Raw genomic sequence first — 16,589 nt, forward strand, 5'->3', positions numbered from 1 at the left:
TGTATGCACTTTTTACACTAAAATTTAGTCCAAAAGAAAACAATTTCCTTATTTTGACTATTGAACTCAAAATATTTTTCGTCAAATACCTTGATGAACTTGACAAATGGTAGAAAAAGAGTTCGTCAACAAGTTCTTATTTCCAGTTGTTGAGCTGAAACAGTCTATCCCCAGACTGTTTCACTCCAACCTCCAAAGGTTCCCCAAACCTTTGGAACTAGTCTGTTTTTGATTTTCATTGAGTATAAGAAAATCTGAATAGAGTTGCATTCATTAACATTATAGTCTTTTAGTTTACTTTCAGTACTAGGCAATGAGCCGCAGGCATAACTCAATGCTTTCTTGTTTCTAGGCATTAACTTGAAACAGTCCCCCAGACTGTTTCAATCAGGCAAGGCGAGTTCAAACACACCAGTGGAGTGCTTGAAGTTGGAAATAAGGAAACAAAGTTTCCTCGCTAGTCGAAGTAATAAAAGAAAAACTAATTGACGATAAACCGATACAAAAACGCATAAAACCAAGGTTATAACCTGATTTTATGCGTTTTTTCCGTATGATTACATTATTTTCCTACTTAGCAAAGAAGCTGACAAAGGCAGGGGCAATATAGTCTTGATACTGTTGTGGATGTTCACGAATGAGAGTCGCTGAAATACCAAATTTTCTAGGACTATAATGGGCTTGATAACCTCGCCTATGCAGTTCCTGAGCGTATTCTTCCTCGGACACATAGAAGACTGGCACTTGATTTTCAGACAAGTCCGACAAACCAAGCAGGCGTTCTAGCCAAAGATCCCAGCCATCTGGATAGGCTGGCAAGTCGGTTTCATCAAGCGCATAAACTCTCACCAAATCATCTTTCTTAAACTGCTCTTGAGCAAATTGAAAACGTTTGGCCAGGTCTAAACCTATCCTATCCCCACGATCCTTGTCATATCCTGAAACCACCACACAAACCTGACCACAAGCCAACTTTGCTCGTTCAATCAAATCCAAATGCCCCTTGTGCATAGGTGCAAAAGTTCCAAAAACGACTGCTACGGACTGTTTCATACCTTGCCTTTCTCATCCGAAACTATATGATTGTGGCAGATAAAGTCCTCACAATCTTCTTCCAAAAGCGGTCTTAGTCCAAGCATTTTACCACCTATTTGACCACATCAAACTTAAGCTCTTCACCCTTAACCCCAACCTTCAAGGTTGAACCAGTTGGTAACTCCCCACGGAGCAACATCTCTGCCAATGGATCTTCCAACTTGGTCTGTAAGAGTCTGCGAAGTGGGCGGGCTCCCATTTCTGGGTCGTACCCTTGTTTGGCCAATAATTTGAGTGCTGACGGTTGCAACTTGAGTATAATGCTCTTCTCAGCGGTAATAGACAACAACGGTTTGACCATGACCTTGACAACATCTTGCATATCGGTTTCAGTCAAACTATGGAAGACAACTTTCTCGTCAATACGGTTGATAAATTCAGGACGGTAGGCCTTTTTCAATTCCTCAAAAATGCGCTTTTCCACTTCCTTGTGGTCCTTAGACAAATCCAGGGCTCCAAAGCCAACTGTCTTATCATCGCGCAGGGCAGTCGCTCCAAGGTTTGAGGTCATGATAATAAGGGTATTGGAGAAATCAACCTTACGCCCCTTACTGTCTGTCAAGACACCATCATCCAAGACCTGCAAGAGCACATTGAAAATATCTGGATGGGCCTTTTCAACCTCGTCAAAGAGAAGGACAGAGTAGGGTTTGTTGCGGACTTTCTCCGTCAATTCTCCACCCTCTTCATAGCCAACATAGCCTGGAGGGGCACCATTTAGACGGCTGGCTGCGAATTTCTCCATGTATTCAGACATATCAAAACGGATAAGGGCTGATTCGTCATCAAAGAGAACCTCTGCCAGCGCCTTAGCCAACTCTGTCTTACCGACCCCAGTCGGTCCTAAGAACATGAAAGAACCAATCGGTCTACGTCCTGTCCGAATACCTGACTGATTACGACGGATAGCCCTGCTGACTGCAGAAATAGCTTCTTCCTGCCCAATCACACGCTTGTGCAATTCTGCTTCCAGATTTAGATACTTCTTGGCATCTGACTGGCTGAGCTTGGTCACTGGAATACCAGACAGACGACTGAGGGTTTCTAAGATATCTTCTTCCGTCACTTCTACATCATAGACTGGACTAGCTTTGGTTGCTTCCTTAGCCTCAAGCAATAGCTTACTCACGGTTTTATATTTTTTAGCCATCAGTACCTTATCAATACTTGTCAAACCAGTTTCTAAGACTTGGCCTTTTATACGATTTTGCACGGTTGCACTGGCTTCATCTAGTAAGTCAATAGCTGAATCTGGCAGGTTTTTACTGGTCAAATACCGCTTAGCGTAGGTTACAGCAGTTTCAACAGCTGCATTTCCAATACGGACCCTATGGTATTTCTCAAAAGTCCCTTTTAGACCAGACAAAATGGCGATGCTATCTTCCACAGTCGGCTCTTCAATCATCACTTTGGCAAAACGACGTACCAAGGCTGCATCTTTTTCGATATGCTTTTGGTACTCATCTTGAGTCGTCGCCCCAACTGTCCGAAGAGTTCCGCGAGCCAGGGCTGGCTTGAGGATATTGGCCGCATCCAGAGTCGAATCAATCCCTGAACCAGACCCCATAATGGTATGCAGCTCATCGATGAAGAGTATCACCTGACCATCTTCTTCGATGTCATTGATGATATTGTTCATCCGCTCTTCGAAATCACCACGGAAACGAGTTCCTGCAATCACATTCATCAAATCAAGTTCTAGTACTCGCATCTTAGATAGACTAACAGGCACATCACCTGAAGCGACACGTTGAGCCAAGCCCAAAGCAAGAGCCGTTTTTCCGACACCTGCATCACCGACTAGGACAGGATTATTTTTTGTTTTTCGGGACAAGATTTGAATTATGCGTGAAATTTCAGCATCACGGCCAATGACCGGTTCCATCTTTCCTTCTCGAGCTAGTGCAGTCAAATCACGAGTATAGTCTTCTAGTCCACCCGTTTGGGGACCAGGAGGCATTCCCATCATCTGTCCCGCATTGGCCGGCTTGGCTTTTCCACCCTTCAAGATACTGCGAATAGATTTCAAATCTTCCTTTGTAAAGCCTGCACGTGTTTCCAAGGTTTTTCGTAAATCAATAAAACGAATCTTATCATCTGAGTCCTCAAAATGAAAACCGACTTTATCCAGAATTTGACAAGCAGTCGAACGTTTATCCAAGAGCATAGCCATAAATAAATGTTCCGTACCTAATTCCTTGGCTTTGACAACCTCTGCAATTTTCTTGGCTAAATTAGCAGTTTCATCCAAACGTTTAGAAGATGGCAAAATATGCAAATGATCCAATTCTTCACGATAGACCTTATCTGTCACAACAAAGGTCGCATGCTCATAATCAGAAATAGAAACTGGATATTCTGCTAAAACAGCTCCTGCAACCGTATCATGATTGATGACAAAGGACAGGAGAATATGCCAGGTTTCTAAATAGTCACAGGCATAGCGTTGGGCGACCAACTGGGCATCTTCAAACACCCTTTGTAAACCAGTTGAAATCTTCATGAATTAATCCTCTTTCCTATCTAAACGTCGTAAAATTTGACGCATCATTCGAGCACGAATGCTTGCTGCATCCTTACCCAATACCTCATCAGAACCAGTTGCCAGAAAAAGATTTCCCTCTCTTTCTGTCATCAATCCTTCATCAAACAACAACTGCAGAATATCTGCATACACTGTCGCAGACAATTGCTCGCCCATATTGTGTAATAAATCATGGACCAGTTCATGCTTGTCTGAAAAGGTAATTCGACCAATACGGATGTAACCACCACCACCCCGCTTGCTTTCCACGATATAGCCACGACTGGCTGTAAATCGTGTCTTGATGACATAATTTATCTGGCTGGGAACCACCTCAAACCGACTGGCTAATTCGCTCCGGCGCAATTCTGCCACGCTGACTTGCTCTAGGATGGCTTTGATATGCTCTTCTATATAATCCGATGTATTCTTCATCGCCATAGTATCGCCTCTTTCTTTGACTATCTTTGACCATTATACCTTAAAATGACGGATTTTGAAAGTAAAAGCCTAGCAACTAGCGTAGCAGAATTTTGAAATCTGCTCTGCTTTATCCTATAATAAAAGAAAAAAATAGAAAGGACTAGGGCTTCCGTATTTGGTTGAACTGAGTACGGGCTAGGGACTGAGCCAAAAAGATAAACGAGAACTAGTCGTCTTTTCGCTTCCATTTTGTCTGTGTCCACTTAAGGCCCATTATATCTTATACCATGAACTTTCAAGATTATATTCAAGACTTTACAAGTGTGACTGTGGAGCGAGCACAAAGCATTCTGACCGCCAAAGACGGAGGCGTCCTTTTCATCGGCCGTGCCACTTGCCCTTACTGCAACCGCTTCGCACCAAAACTCCACAAGGTCGCCCAAGACAAGCAAGTGACCGTCCACTTCCTCGACTCCAGCCAAGTCAGCCCTGAACTCCAGGCCCTCCGCGACCACTACCAAGTCCCAACTGTTCCAGGCCTCCTGGTCGCTAAATCTACTGGTGTCCAAGTCCGCTGCGACTCCAGCATGACCGAGGAAGAGATTGCGGCGTTTATTGAGAACTAATGCTAGACATTTCCTACCACGCCAACACCTTCCACATCTCTCATCACGGAAGACCAGTCGGCAGCATCCATACCTACAGCAACCCCTACCACCAAGCCAATACCTATCTTCGACTGGATTTGGTCGATTACGATTGCACCATAGCAGAGCAACTCTTCCAGTCCCTACAAACTTCCTTAGGCGGAAAACCTCTTCAAGTTATGCTCTCCTCTGCAGAGCAGGAAAAAATTCATTTCATCACCGCAGCAGGCTTTGTCTGCAAACGAAAGTGTTACGAGTTTGAAGTGACCAAACAAGACTACCTTGGTCAAACAATCACCACCGACCTCATCACAGCCCCAAAAGGCACCGCACCTTATCAAATGGCATGTCAGCAAATTTTTGACCACTATCAAGCAGTTCATCAAGACATCAACCCGTGGACTGCCAGTCAAGAAGACTTTGAAAAGGGCTTACCTGATCTGGTTTATATAGACTCAGAAAATTGTGCCTTCGTAGAAAACAATGAAATTGCTTACGTATGCGGAAAAGATGAACAAAGCTTTGATTCCTTCATCCAAGTAGTTGCTTGTAAACTGTTCGAACAATACCAACAAGTTACCTTTGAGGTTGATGACTGCGATCCTATCGCCATGCATTTAGCTGACCAATTCCAATGTTCAGACAAGCCCAGCTGGGACACCTACATTTTAGACAGATAGCAAAAAGCACCGACCACAAGGCCGGTGCTTTTTAAGGAGATTATGAAAAATATTTAGGATTGATACTAGTATAACTGAATCAAACACATCTCACATCCGCCCTAAGACCGATTTTACCAAAAAAGAACTCCCTGTCGGAAGTTCTTGAATTGTCGAGTAGTCTTTCAGTTTGCTTTTAGTACGAGGCAACGAGCCGTAGGCTGTACTGGAGTACGGCAAGGCGAGTTAACGAAGTAATAAAAGATAAAATGAAGACTACCAATTATTTACCAAGAGCTGCTGCCATCGTCGCTGCAACTTCTGCTTCAAAGTCATTTGAAGCTTTCTCGATACCTTCACCCACTTCGAAACGAGCAAATTCTACAACTGAAGCGTTTACTGAGTTCAAGTAAGCTTCAACTGTTTTGCTGTCGTCCATGATGTAAACTTGTGCAAGAAGTGTGTAAGCTTGGTCAACTTGAGTATTGTCAAGCATGAAGCGGTCCATTTTACCTGGGATAATTTTGTCCCAGATTTTTTCTGGTTTGCCTTCTGCTGCCAATTCTGCTTTGATAGCTTCTTCAGCTGCTGCAATCACTTCGTCAGTCAATTGAGCTTTTGAACCATATTGCAAGAGTGGCAATGCTGGTTTGTCAACCATTGCACGGCTTTCGTTGTCTTGCTCGATTTTGTGGTTGATTTGTGCCAACTCATCTTTAACGAATTGCTCATCCAATTCAGTGTAAGAAAGAACAGTTGGTTTCATTGCAGCGATGTGCATTGAGATTTGTTTTGCAAGAGTTTCGTCGCCACCGTCGATTACTGAGATAACACCGATACGGCCGCCGTTGTGTTGGTAAGCACCAAATGCTTGAGCATCTGTTTTTTCAACCAATGCAAAGCGACGGAATGAGATTTTCTCACCGATTGTTGCAGTTGCGTTTACGTATGCTTCTTCAAGGGTTTCACCTGAAGGCATAGCCAATTTAAGAGCTGCATCGTTGTCAGCTGGTTTACCTTCTGCAATTACTTTAGCAGTAGTGTTTACCAATTCAACGAATTGAGCGTTTTTCGCAACGAAGTCTGTTTCAGCATTCACTTCAACAACTGCTGCTACGTTACCATCAACGTAAACACCAGTCAAACCTTCAGCTGCTACACGATCAGCTTTCTTAGCTGCCTTAGCCATACCTTTTTCGCGAAGCAATTCAATCGCTTTTTCGATATCACCTTCAGTTTCAACCAATGCTTTTTTCGCGTCCATAACGCCAGCACCTGATTTTTCACGCAATTCTTTAACGAGAGCTGCTGTAATTTCTGCCATGTCTATTCTCCTTGTTTGTTTTTTATAAAAATAGAGGGAGCGGGCTCAGCCCTGCCCCTCTAGGATTGTTTTTGTGTTTGGAATTGTACACGAGCTAAAACCCTATAGATTTTAATTCGCCTTCGTTACTTATTTTCCTTCTACAACTTCAACCAATTCTTCGATTGATTCTGTAGATGCTGGCTCAGCTACGAATTCAGCTTCAACTGCTGCTAGACCATCTTCACCTTGGTTACCTTCGATGATAGCATCAGCCATTTTAGCTGTGATCAATTTAACAGCGCGGATAGCGTCATCGTTAGCTGGGATGATAACATCGATATCATCTGGATCAGTGTTTGTGTCAACCATCGCTACAACTGGGATACCCAATTTTTTAGCTTCTTTAACAGCGATTTGCTCTTTGTGTGGGTCAACTACGAACATTACGTCTGGAATGCGTGGCATGTCAGCGATACCGCCCAAGAATTTTTCAAGACGAGCACGTTGTTTGTTCAACAATGCTACTTCTTTCTTAGGAAGCACTTCGAAAGTTCCATCTTCTTCCATGCGGTTGATTTCTTTCAAACGAGCGATACGTTTTTGGATTGTACCCCAGTTTGTAAGAGTTCCACCCAACCAACGGTGGTTGATGAAGTACTGACCAGCGCGGATAGCTTCGTCTTTAACAGCTTCAGCAGCTTGTTTTTTAGTACCTACGAACAAGATAACTGCATCGTTTGCTGCAGCGTCACGGATGAATTCGTAAGCTTGGTCAGCCAATTTTACAGTTTGTTGCAAGTCGATAACGTGGATACCGTTACGCTCTGTGAAGATGTATTTAGCCATCTTAGGATTCCAGCGACGAGTTTGGTGACCGAAGTGTACACCAGCCTCAAGAAGTTGTTTCATTGAAATTACTGCCATGAGTATTTCTCCTTTTTGTTTTTTCTCCTCTCCCAGACTTCGACTTGCAGCCCAACCTTTCGGCAACAAGACCACAATTGGTCCGAGATGAGTATTTGTTGCACAGCAACTCTATTAGTATATCAGAATACCTGTATATTTTCAAGTAAAATAATAGATAAATTCGTCAAAATCCTACCTTTTCTTCTATTCAAAGTAGGTTTCAGCTACTACTGAATAAGACCCTGCAACAACATCCATTTTCTCTAACTGACCATTGGCATTGACACGGTAAAAGGCTGCTCCAGAGGAAACACTCCTATCCGCTCCTGCTGCCTGCATATTTGCACTATTATGGTTTTCTCGAACTTCAATGTAGGCCAAACCATCCGAAGATTGCACATTGGTAACCACTTGGGCTAGAAAATCCGCTTTGGTAAAAGGAGCCCCGTAACGAGAAGCTGCATGTGCCTTGGCCCAATTAGCCGCCTGCTCGACGGTCAAATTCTTGGTATCTACAGACGTATTAGGAACTGTTGCCGAGCTAGTTTCAGTTGCCACTGCTGAGCTTTCACCGAGGACTAAACTTTCAAAGAAGGCTTGTAATTCCTGGTTTTTAGTCGGTCGGAAATACAAACGCTTCTCTGGGTTGCCTTGATTTTGATCGGTAATCCAAGCAATCACCTGACCATCCTTTATGGTAAAGAGATAGAGGTGAGCTAATTGAGATTTTGAGGCTTCAATATCCGAATAGATCCCAACTACTGCTGTTTTTCCTGCCTCTACTTGACCAGTTTCACTCCAAACTAGGTCAGGAGTTTCTCCTAGAAAATCAGGCGTCATTTGCTGCCCTGAGCCACTGAGAACACCTGAGGGCAAAGTCACACCAAAAAAGTTACCTTGACGACTTGGCCCATAAGACACATAGTATTGAGGTGGCGAGAAAGAAGGTCCCCATTGGTCTATCACAAAACTTCTCAGCACTTCTGCTTTACCAGCATCCCACAAACCAGTTTGGCTACTTGAACTACTGGCTACAGAGGTGGTTGAAGTGCTTGAACTAGAACTCGTCGAACTTATAGAAGTCGATGAGGATGCCGGGGTTACTTCCTGCTTCTGCCCACCACAGGCCGCTAGTAAGCAAACACTCGCTCCCAAAAGCAAGCCTGAAATTAGTCTGTTCTTTTTCATCCCTTCTCTCCTAATCATCCACTCGATAAAAGACACCTTGGCTAAAGCTTTCTGTCGTTGCAACACTCTGGGTAGTAAAAATCCTATCCTTGCTAGTGTCCGTCTGATCGCTATGCCCTTCTAAAAATCCATAAGTATTCTGTACCCCTTTTGGAATCAACAGAGTTGGTATGCTAGGTGATGCCATAGCATTTGGATTGGTAATTCCTGCTAAAAGAATTTCGCCTTCAAACTTGGCATATTGTACATCAACAAAGGCAGTATTGCCACCACCATTTACAGCCACATTTCCTTGACTATCAATCTCAATCCGATCACCGCGTGCATTGACCCAGTCACCTTCCAAGCTAGCAAAATTTCCAGCTTGGATTTCTTCCAAATTCATGGAATGGACACCATCTGTTTGGTCGGAACTACTCGTTTCTGTTTCAACCATGTCAAGCTCAAAATCTTCCCAGTCAAATTGATTAGGATCTAGAATTTCTGACTCTGTCTTTCCAAAAACAGAAACAAGTTCATCTCTCATATGAAAATCTTGCTCGACTCCCTCAATCAATTGACCATTTGCATCTAACTTATTAAGCGTACCTACGGCATCTCCTGTCCCTGAACTCCATCCATAACTAACATATTCTCCACTCTGGAACAAGACAAGGGCACTTCTCCCACCACCAACTCCAGCTACAAAATTTTCTGCTAACAAAGAAATTTGACCATCAATAATCGCGTAGAATCCCTTTACAAATACTGACCCATCTGTATTTTCAGATCCTATAAACAGTTCATTCTGACCATCCTGATTAAGATCATAAAAGGCATATCTTAAATGGGGAGCAATTTTTACCGCACTTTCCATAACCCAAGAATTCATCGGAAGCTGTAAACCTTGTAAGACAGCCATCATTTTTTCTACATTTTCTTTATCCGCACTATTCGCAAAGTCAATGATTGCCTGGTAATCCGAAAAGACGGACTGATACAGCTCCTTATCGTCCTTCTTGACTTGGCTCGAACTAGTTGAACTTTGTTGTTTCGTTGATGAACTAGTCGAACTTTGCTGAGTGGATGACGAGATTGAGGATTGTTTCGTCTGGACATTTGACTTGCTACAAGCTGATAAGGTCACTGCACAAACCAGTGCTAAAGCTAGATATTTTTTCATAATAACCTCCAAATGAAAAAAGAATTCTGGTGTAAAGTACGGCTATTCTTGACCATACTGACAGTTGCTCCGACAAGCATTTCCAATTTTCACCACCCTTTACCAGACACATTATCTGTAAATGTTTATTTTTCCACTTGACCTATTTCACTATTTAAGGTACAATATTCTTTGTTATGGCGGTATAGCCAAGTGGTAAGGCACGGCTCTGCAAAAGCTTGATCGTCGGTTCAAATCCGTCTACCGCCTTTATTATAGGATTTTATCCGAATTTATACAAGTCAAAAGCCCGATTTTTCGGGCTTTTTTGATTTTTTATTCGGTTAAATTTGGTAAAGTTGGTGGGCAAATGGTGGGCAAGAACAACTCCACAACTACAACAAACTCCCCACAGCTTGTCGCTATGAGGAGCATGAATATATTACAACTCGGCAATCTGGCTCAAGTTAACTTCAGCAATGGTATCATTACCAAACATAGAGATGACCATTTTGACCTTATTGTTGTCGATTTCTGTGATTTTTCCTGTGTAGTCGGTGAAGGCACCGTCGATGATACGCACAGTGTCGCCAACTTTGACATCAATATCAAATTCTTGAACGGTTTGACCCATAGATACCAAGATTTGACGGATTTCTTCTTCCAAGAGTGGTGTTGGTTTTGAGCGGTTACCGTGAGAACCCACGAAACCTGTAACGTTTGGTGTGTTACGCACTACAAACCAAGCTTCATCGGTCATGACCATTTCCACCAATACATAACCAGGGAAACGGTTTTCTTCTACTTCCTTAACCTCACCGTTTTTCTCAACTTGAACTGTCTGAGTAGGAATTTCTACACGAAGAATGTTTTCTAACATGTTATAGGTATGGGCACGTTGGAGCAAGTTTTCCTTGACCTTGTTCTCATATCCTGAATAGGTTTGCAAGACAAACCAGCCCTTATCAAAACTATCGTACATTTTTATCTTCCTTTCTATGGAACCACTGCATTTTTAGACGCTAAAAAAAGCCCGAAGGCTTTCGCTTTTCTTTATTATATCACTTCCATTTTACAAATGGCAAGTATTTTCTAGAAAAGATTAATTAAGCTCATGATTCCTCTTGACAAAATCAAGTCAAAGAGATAAACAATAGCCACAAAGAATGCTGTGTATTGCACAACGGAAGCAAAATCCTTCCAACTCTGTTTACCAGTTGGCCAAGCAGTCTTTTTCAAAATGCGAAAAATATCTGTAATGAATTTCACGTACTCCTCCTATCTGGTTTCCTTGTGAACAGAGTACTGTCCACAGTGTTTACAAAATTTATTTACTTCTAACCGTGTTGGCTTGGGATTGCTCGAAATATTAATTGAATAATTGCGAGAACCACAAACAGTACAGGCTAGGCTTGCTTTTTTTAGTGCCATAAAGCCCTCCATCTACACCATTTTAACATGTTTCTATGGATTTGACAACTCATCAAACCAAGTTGTAATAGTGTCCCATAAATTTTTAGCTCGTTCAGGTAACTGAGCTTGTTCGAGATTTTGTCTCACATCATTCAGCAAGGATTCTGCTTGGTTTTTTATATCTGCAATCTGTTCCTGAGAAATAATTGGTTCATCTATAGTTGGAATCACAGGCGTAGAAACGATACCGTTTTGCACATAAGCATTTTCGACCGTAAATGGTGTTCCAGCGGTCTGGGTTAATAATGAACCTGCCACTGATTGAAAAACTTGTGAAGCTAACCAGGCATTGCTGCCATCAATATAATGTTGCTGATCCGTCTGTTCAAAACCTGTCCACTGACTGATGACTAAATCTGGCGTATAGCCAATGATCCATTGGTCATTAATCAAGTTTACATCAAACTCCGTTTCTGTTGTCCCTGTTTTTCCTGCAATGTTATAGCCATATACATCAGAAGAAACCCCTGTACCATTGGTAAATGTGCCTAACATCATAGAAGTCATCTTATCTGCTACAGCTTTATCGATCACCCTAGTCGAAGATTCTCGATGTTCTGCAAGAACCTTTCCACTAGCTGTTTCAATACGAGTGATTAAGTGGGCATCCTTCATCACACCACCATTGGCAAAGGTCGCATAGGCTTGAGCCATCTCCAAAGGATTTGTTGAAATTCCACTACCAATGGAAACTCCGAGAACTTTTTCGACAGATTCCATCTGTAATCCAAACTTCTCACCATACTCGAAAGCCTTGTTTATACCCAATTTATTAACGATATAGGCCACAGGTAAGTTATAGGACAAGGCCAGTGCTTGATACATTGGAATAGTTTCCGAGGTAGAGAAATCATTATTGTGAAGTGTATAGCTACCATAGGTTTCTGTCTGATTATCCAAGTCAGTATCAATCGACCACCCCGCAGCAATCGCTGGCGTATAAGCAATCAAAGGCTTAATGGTTGACCCTGGACTCCGCTGAGATTGGGTAGCAAAATTAAAGGTCCTAAATGCAGCGTTCTCAGAACTATTCACTCTACCAACCAAAGCTCTAACTCCTCCAGTGGCTGGATCTAAAGCTACACTGGCACCTTGAGCGTGGGTCCCATCAAAACTAGAAACTGGAAAGAGGCTATCCTCGTTATAAATTAACTGCATACTAGCCTGTGAAGTCTGATCCATCTCGGTGTAGATACGGTAACCGTTGTTGATGATATCTGATTCTTTTAAACCATATCTGTCAATAGCTTCTGCAATGACTGCATCAAAATAAGAAGGGTAGTTGTAATTGCTTTGTTTCCCTGCGTAAGTGTCAGCTAATTGACTAGCCACATCTACCTGAGCACCAGCATCAGCCGTTGCCTGATCAATGACTCCAGCATCTACCATGACTTGTAAAATCGTATCACGACGATTGGTCGCATTCTCAATTGAGTAATAAGGATTATAAATCTCCGGACCTTTCAACATGCCTGCTAGTAGAGCGGATTGCTCAATCGACAAATCACTAGCTGAAATCCCAAAATATTTTTGACTGGCATCTTCCACACCCCAGACCCCATTGCCAAAATAAGCATTGTTGAGGTACATGGTCAGGATTTCCTGTTTACTATATTTTTTATTGATTTCAAGGGCAAGGAAATATTCCCTAGCCTTACGGCTAATAGTTTGGTCCTGGGTCAAAAAGGCATTTTTGGCCAATTGCTGGGTAATGGTAGATCCCCCGCCTGAACGCCCCAAAGTCAGGACTGCTAGGATAGTCCGCTGGTAGTTAATTCCTGAGTTTTTATAAAAACTCCTATCTTCTGTCGCGATTACCGCATTTTCCATATGATCCGAAATCGCATCCAGCTCCACATAGGTGCCTTTTTGACCAGACAAGGTACCAGCCTCTGCTCCATCCTTATCATAGATAATGGTGGTAGCCTTGAGAGCTTCCTGTAAATCCCCAACATTGGCTGTTTTGGCTAGGAAGAAGAGATAACCACCTACGGTTAACACCATGACCCCAATCACAATCATTAAAATCTTAGTCAACTGATAGCGACGCCAAAACTTGCGAATCGGCTCTGGGATTCGTGACTTCTTCTTTGCTTTTTCTAAAGATTTACCACTTCCTCGACGGCTACGACGAGAATGTTCTTCCTGCTCAGCCTGAAAGTCCTCTGGTACTTCTATCGGTTGATACTGTAAATCATCTCTGTCCATTACATACCTCTTTCTAGTGAATTTTGTACCATTATACACCATTTCCTAAAAACTAGCAGAAAAAAGCCTGCGACCACTTGTGACAACAGACAGAGAAAATTTTCCAAAAATATGATAAAATAGGGTCATTCTGAACAAGAAAAGGATATTCCATGACACAAGTATATGATATTACCATCATCGGTGGCGGACCAGTCGGTCTCTTCGCCGCCTTCTACGCCCACCTCCGTCAAGCCAAGGTCAAAATCATTGACTCTCTGCCCCAACTGGGTGGCCAGCCTGCCATTCTCTATCCTGAGAAGGCCATTTTAGACATTCCGGCCTTTCCAAGCCTGACCGGACAGGAGTTGACCGACAACCTCCTTGCCCAACTGGCTCCATTTGACACCACCATCTGCCTCAATGAAACCCTGACTGCTATCGAACCTGGGGAAACCATTACCCTAACGACCAACAAAGGTAGCCACCAGACCAAGACCCTGATTATCGCCATGGGTGGCGGTGCCTTCAAGCCTCGTCCACTGGAGATTGATGGTGCTGATAGCTTTGACAACGTCCATTACCACGTGTCTAATATCCAGCAGTATGCCGACAAGGACATCGTCGTCTTGGGTGGCGGTGACTCTGCGGTCGATTGGTCCCTAGCCTTTGAAAAAATCGCCAAGACCACCCAGATCGTCCACCGTCGTGACAACTTCCGAGCCCTCGAGCACAGCGTGGAGGAGCTCAAGCAGTCCAGCGTTACTATTCACACACCTTTTGTCCCTAAGGGGCTTTCTGGGGAAAATGGCAGAGCTTCTAGCATTCATTTTGACAAGGTTAAGAGCGAGGACAAACTCACCCTGTCTTTTGACCACCTCTTTGTCAACTACGGTTTCAAATCATCTGTCGGAACGCTGAAAGAATGGGGATTGGAACTCAATCGTCACCGCATCGTGGTCAACAGCAAGCAAGAAACCTCTGTCCCTGGCATCTATGCTATCGGTGACTGTTGCTTCTACGAAGGCAAAATCGACCTGATTGCGACTGGACTGGGCGAAGCCCCAACCGCTGTTAACAACGCCATGAACTACCTCAATCCAAATGAAAAAGTGCAACCCAAGCACTCCACTAGCCTATAAGATGAAAATTGACATTCGCATTCCCCAAGCCTTTCCACAACTGACTGTCAAAGAAGTCTTGGAAGATTATTTTCTCATTCCCAGAAAAATCCGCCACTTCCTCCGCACCAAGAAACACGTCCGTGTCAACGGTGAGCTGATTAACTGGCAGAGTCCGATTGTCGCAGGTGACCTACTGGAACTGACCTTTGACCAGGAAGATTATCCTGAAAAAAGTATACCTCTAGGACAGGCGGACTTGGTGAAGGAACTCTATCAGGATGAGCATTTGATTATCGTCAACAAGCCAGAGGGCATGAAAACCCACGGCAATGAACCGACGGAAATTGCCCTGCTCAACCATGTATCTGCCTATGTCGGTCAGACCTGCTATGTAGTCCACAGGCTAGATATGGAAACCAGCGGAGCCATTCTCTTCGCCAAAAATCCCTTTATCCTGCCCATTCTCAATCGGCTCTTGGAGGACAAGATCATCTACCGTGACTATCTCGCCCTCTGCCAAGGCCAGCTAAAAAAGGCTGACTGGACCATTACCGATAAAATCGGACGGGACCGCCATGACCGCAGAAAGCGGGTGGTCGATAACCGCAAGGGACAGACCGCTCTTACCCAGGTCCACCTCTTGAAGACCCTTGGTAAAAATAGTCTAGTTTCCTGTCGCCTCCAAACAGGGCGGACACATCAGATTCGGGTGCATTTGTCTCATCATGGTCATGCTCTAATCGGCGATCCACTTTACAGTCGAGTCGCTGCCCCTCGTCTCATGCTCCACGCCCAAAAACTCAGCCTGACCCATCCGCTGACACTTGAAAAAATCAGTGTAGAAGCAAGGTCGGAGAGTTTTGACAGAATAGTAAAAAAGAGCTGAAAACCAGCTCTTTTCTTCATATCCATCACTCAAAAATATTACCCAACTCAACATCCACGCGATTTTCTTTGACATTGATGTCCGTCACGGCTAAGAGGGATTTGTAGTTTGCTACGTTGCGGTCACCTTTTTGATTTTCCGCGAAGACAGCCACGCCAACCAAAGTAGAATCGAACTCGGAGAGCAGGCTAATCATACCATTGATGGTTCCACCATTTTTCAAGAAGTCATCAACGATCAAGACACGACTTCCTGCCTTCAAGCTACGCTTGGATAGGAACATTTTCTCAATACGGTCGCTGGATCCTGACACATAGTTGACAGAAACGGTTGAACCCTCTGTAATCTTGAGGTCCCGACGAACAATAACAAATGGAACATTGAGCACATTGGCAACGGCATTGGCCAAGGGAACACCCTTTGTCGCAACTGTCATGACAGCATCAATCTTTTCTTCCTTGAAAGCATTGGCAATAATTCGACCAACGTTTTTCAAGACATGAGGTGTTGAAAGAAGGTCAGATGAGTAAATATAACCACCTGGCAAAATCCGGTTACTTTCAGCCATCTGGTCACGAAGAGTTTGGGCAATCTCGATGGACTCTTCTTTAGAAATAGAAGGTGTAAATACAACCCCACCGCTAGCTCCTGTAATGGTTTCAATCTGACCAATCGAGCTTTCTTCAAAGGCTTTTTTAATAATTGCAATATCTTCTGAAATCGAAGACTTAGCAGACTCATACTTTTCCGCAAAGGTATTCAAGCTTGTTAATTCGTAAGGGTGATTGATGAGGTAGTTAGAAATAACAACCATTCGTTCACTTCTTCTTAATTTCATATCGTTCTCCTTTTTGGCTTTTTCCTATTATAGCACAATCTATGCAAAAAGCGAACTTTTTTATTTGGCTCTATAATTTCTGTAGTGGGTAAATCCACCATGGAAATTATGGAGCCTTTTTGAGTATAGAAAAAAAGTCCCATATGACCTATAATGAAAAGTGCTCAAACTATCATTTTAGAAAGACTCATA

The 16,589-nt window shown here is 43.2% G+C and carries 16 protein-coding genes and 1 tRNA gene; 5 read left to right on the forward strand and 12 right to left on the reverse strand.

Going from position 1 to position 16,589, the window contains the following annotated elements:
• Positions 1-570 precede the first annotated feature (570 nt).
• The 3 genes from NF418_RS10000 to NF418_RS10010 all read right to left on the reverse strand — a co-directional run bounded on the left by NF418_RS10000 (position 571) and on the right by NF418_RS10010 (position 4,060).
• Positions 571-1,053, reverse strand: a complete 483-nt coding sequence (locus tag NF418_RS10000; protein ID WP_256779497.1) for an adenylyltransferase/cytidyltransferase family protein — start codon at positions 1,051-1,053, stop codon at positions 571-573.
• A 94-nt stretch (positions 1,054-1,147) separates the two neighbouring features.
• Positions 1,148-3,598 (reverse strand): ATP-dependent Clp protease ATP-binding subunit, encoded by a 2,451-nt coding sequence (locus tag NF418_RS10005; RefSeq protein WP_256779498.1) that lies wholly within the window; start codon positions 3,596-3,598, stop codon positions 1,148-1,150.
• A 3-nt stretch (positions 3,599-3,601) separates the two neighbouring features.
• Complete coding sequence (locus tag NF418_RS10010) at positions 3,602-4,060, reverse strand: CtsR family transcriptional regulator (protein WP_256779499.1); 459 nt, start codon at positions 4,058-4,060, stop codon at positions 3,602-3,604.
• Positions 4,061-4,329: 269 nt separating this feature from the next.
• Here NF418_RS10010 and NF418_RS10015 point away from each other — a divergent pair, with 269 nt between their 5' ends.
• A complete protein-coding gene (locus NF418_RS10015; protein ID WP_256779500.1) occupies positions 4,330-4,668 on the forward strand; it encodes a thioredoxin domain-containing protein in 339 nt (112 codons plus the stop codon).
• Positions 4,668-5,369, forward strand: coding sequence for a GNAT family acetyltransferase (locus NF418_RS10020; protein ID WP_256779501.1), 702 nt, complete (start codon positions 4,668-4,670; stop codon positions 5,367-5,369). The genes NF418_RS10015 and NF418_RS10020 overlap by 1 nt, the downstream gene beginning before the upstream one ends.
• Before the next feature lie 262 nt (positions 5,370-5,631).
• On the opposite strand, the gene tsf is transcribed toward NF418_RS10020, so the two are convergent.
• The 4 genes from tsf to NF418_RS10040 form a co-directional block, all read right to left on the reverse strand.
• Positions 5,632-6,672, reverse strand: coding sequence for a translation elongation factor Ts (gene tsf, locus NF418_RS10025; RefSeq protein ID WP_256779502.1), 1,041 nt, complete (start codon positions 6,670-6,672; stop codon positions 5,632-5,634).
• A gap of 129 nt (positions 6,673-6,801) precedes the next feature.
• A complete protein-coding gene (rpsB, locus tag NF418_RS10030) occupies positions 6,802-7,578 on the reverse strand; it encodes a 30S ribosomal protein S2 (protein WP_172044535.1) in 777 nt (258 codons plus the stop codon).
• Positions 7,579-7,764: 186 nt separating this feature from the next.
• On the reverse strand, positions 7,765-8,748 hold the full coding sequence (locus tag NF418_RS10035; RefSeq protein ID WP_256779503.1) for a DUF4767 domain-containing protein: 984 nt from the start codon (positions 8,746-8,748) through the stop codon (positions 7,765-7,767).
• Between the two features lie 10 nt (positions 8,749-8,758).
• Positions 8,759-9,910, reverse strand: coding sequence for a DUF6287 domain-containing protein (locus tag NF418_RS10040; RefSeq protein WP_256779504.1), 1,152 nt, complete (start codon positions 9,908-9,910; stop codon positions 8,759-8,761).
• A 178-nt stretch (positions 9,911-10,088) separates the two neighbouring features.
• On the opposite strand from NF418_RS10040, the gene NF418_RS10045 reads away from it, so the two are divergent.
• Positions 10,089-10,159, forward strand: a tRNA-Cys gene (locus NF418_RS10045).
• A gap of 172 nt (positions 10,160-10,331) precedes the next feature.
• On the opposite strand, the gene nusG is transcribed toward NF418_RS10045, so the two are convergent.
• The 4 genes from nusG to pbp2a all read right to left on the reverse strand — a co-directional run bounded on the left by nusG (position 10,332) and on the right by pbp2a (position 13,570).
• Positions 10,332-10,871 (reverse strand): transcription termination/antitermination protein NusG, encoded by a 540-nt coding sequence (nusG, locus tag NF418_RS10050; protein WP_002940254.1) that lies wholly within the window; start codon positions 10,869-10,871, stop codon positions 10,332-10,334.
• A gap of 110 nt (positions 10,872-10,981) precedes the next feature.
• Positions 10,982-11,158, reverse strand: coding sequence for a preprotein translocase subunit SecE (secE, locus tag NF418_RS10055; RefSeq protein ID WP_044689787.1), 177 nt, complete (start codon positions 11,156-11,158; stop codon positions 10,982-10,984).
• A gap of 9 nt (positions 11,159-11,167) precedes the next feature.
• Positions 11,168-11,320 (reverse strand): 50S ribosomal protein L33, encoded by a 153-nt coding sequence (gene rpmG / locus NF418_RS10060; protein ID WP_044689786.1) that lies wholly within the window; start codon positions 11,318-11,320, stop codon positions 11,168-11,170.
• 33 nt (positions 11,321-11,353) lie between these two features.
• Entirely contained in the window at positions 11,354-13,570 is a 2,217-nt protein-coding gene (pbp2a, locus tag NF418_RS10065) for a penicillin-binding protein PBP2A (RefSeq protein ID WP_256779505.1), read from the reverse strand.
• 152 nt (positions 13,571-13,722) lie between these two features.
• Here pbp2a and NF418_RS10070 point away from each other — a divergent pair, with 152 nt between their 5' ends.
• Positions 13,723-14,691, forward strand: a complete 969-nt coding sequence (locus NF418_RS10070) for an NAD(P)/FAD-dependent oxidoreductase (RefSeq protein WP_172090915.1) — start codon at positions 13,723-13,725, stop codon at positions 14,689-14,691.
• A 1-nt stretch (position 14,692) separates the two neighbouring features.
• Complete coding sequence (locus tag NF418_RS10075; protein ID WP_256779506.1) at positions 14,693-15,559, forward strand: RluA family pseudouridine synthase; 867 nt, start codon at positions 14,693-14,695, stop codon at positions 15,557-15,559.
• Positions 15,560-15,584: 25 nt separating this feature from the next.
• On the opposite strand, the gene purR is transcribed toward NF418_RS10075, so the two are convergent.
• Entirely contained in the window at positions 15,585-16,397 is an 813-nt protein-coding gene (purR, locus tag NF418_RS10080; protein ID WP_044674726.1) for a pur operon repressor, read from the reverse strand.
• Positions 16,398-16,589: the final 192 nt, after the last annotated feature.

The organism is Streptococcus suis (genome assembly GCF_024509555.1).
GTDB classification, from domain to species: Bacteria; Bacillota; Bacilli; order Lactobacillales; family Streptococcaceae; genus Streptococcus; species Streptococcus suis_AD.

Coding starts and splice junctions, on each gene's coding strand:
- NF418_RS10015 (WP_256779500.1), top strand. CDS start 4,330: ATGAACTTTCAAGATTATATTCAAGACTTTACAAGTGTGACTGTGGAG.
- NF418_RS10035 (WP_256779503.1), bottom strand. CDS start 8,748: ATGAAAAAGAACAGACTAATTTCAGGCTTGCTTTTGGGAGCGAGTGTT.
- NF418_RS10075 (WP_256779506.1), top strand. CDS start 14,693: ATGAAAATTGACATTCGCATTCCCCAAGCCTTTCCACAACTGACTGTC.
- rpmG (WP_044689786.1), bottom strand. CDS start 11,320: ATGGCACTAAAAAAAGCAAGCCTAGCCTGTACTGTTTGTGGTTCTCGC.
- pbp2a (WP_256779505.1), bottom strand. CDS start 13,570: ATGGACAGAGATGATTTACAGTATCAACCGATAGAAGTACCAGAGGAC.
- nusG (WP_002940254.1), bottom strand. CDS start 10,871: ATGTACGATAGTTTTGATAAGGGCTGGTTTGTCTTGCAAACCTATTCA.
- NF418_RS10070 (WP_172090915.1), top strand. CDS start 13,723: ATGACACAAGTATATGATATTACCATCATCGGTGGCGGACCAGTCGGT.
- purR (WP_044674726.1), bottom strand. CDS start 16,397: ATGAAATTAAGAAGAAGTGAACGAATGGTTGTTATTTCTAACTACCTC.
- NF418_RS10010 (WP_256779499.1), bottom strand. CDS start 4,060: ATGGCGATGAAGAATACATCGGATTATATAGAAGAGCATATCAAAGCC.
- NF418_RS10000 (WP_256779497.1), bottom strand. CDS start 1,053: ATGAAACAGTCCGTAGCAGTCGTTTTTGGAACTTTTGCACCTATGCAC.
- NF418_RS10040 (WP_256779504.1), bottom strand. CDS start 9,910: ATGAAAAAATATCTAGCTTTAGCACTGGTTTGTGCAGTGACCTTATCA.
- NF418_RS10020 (WP_256779501.1), top strand. CDS start 4,668: ATGCTAGACATTTCCTACCACGCCAACACCTTCCACATCTCTCATCAC.
- tsf (WP_256779502.1), bottom strand. CDS start 6,672: ATGGCAGAAATTACAGCAGCTCTCGTTAAAGAATTGCGTGAAAAATCA.
- NF418_RS10005 (WP_256779498.1), bottom strand. CDS start 3,598: ATGAAGATTTCAACTGGTTTACAAAGGGTGTTTGAAGATGCCCAGTTG.
- rpsB (WP_172044535.1), bottom strand. CDS start 7,578: ATGGCAGTAATTTCAATGAAACAACTTCTTGAGGCTGGTGTACACTTC.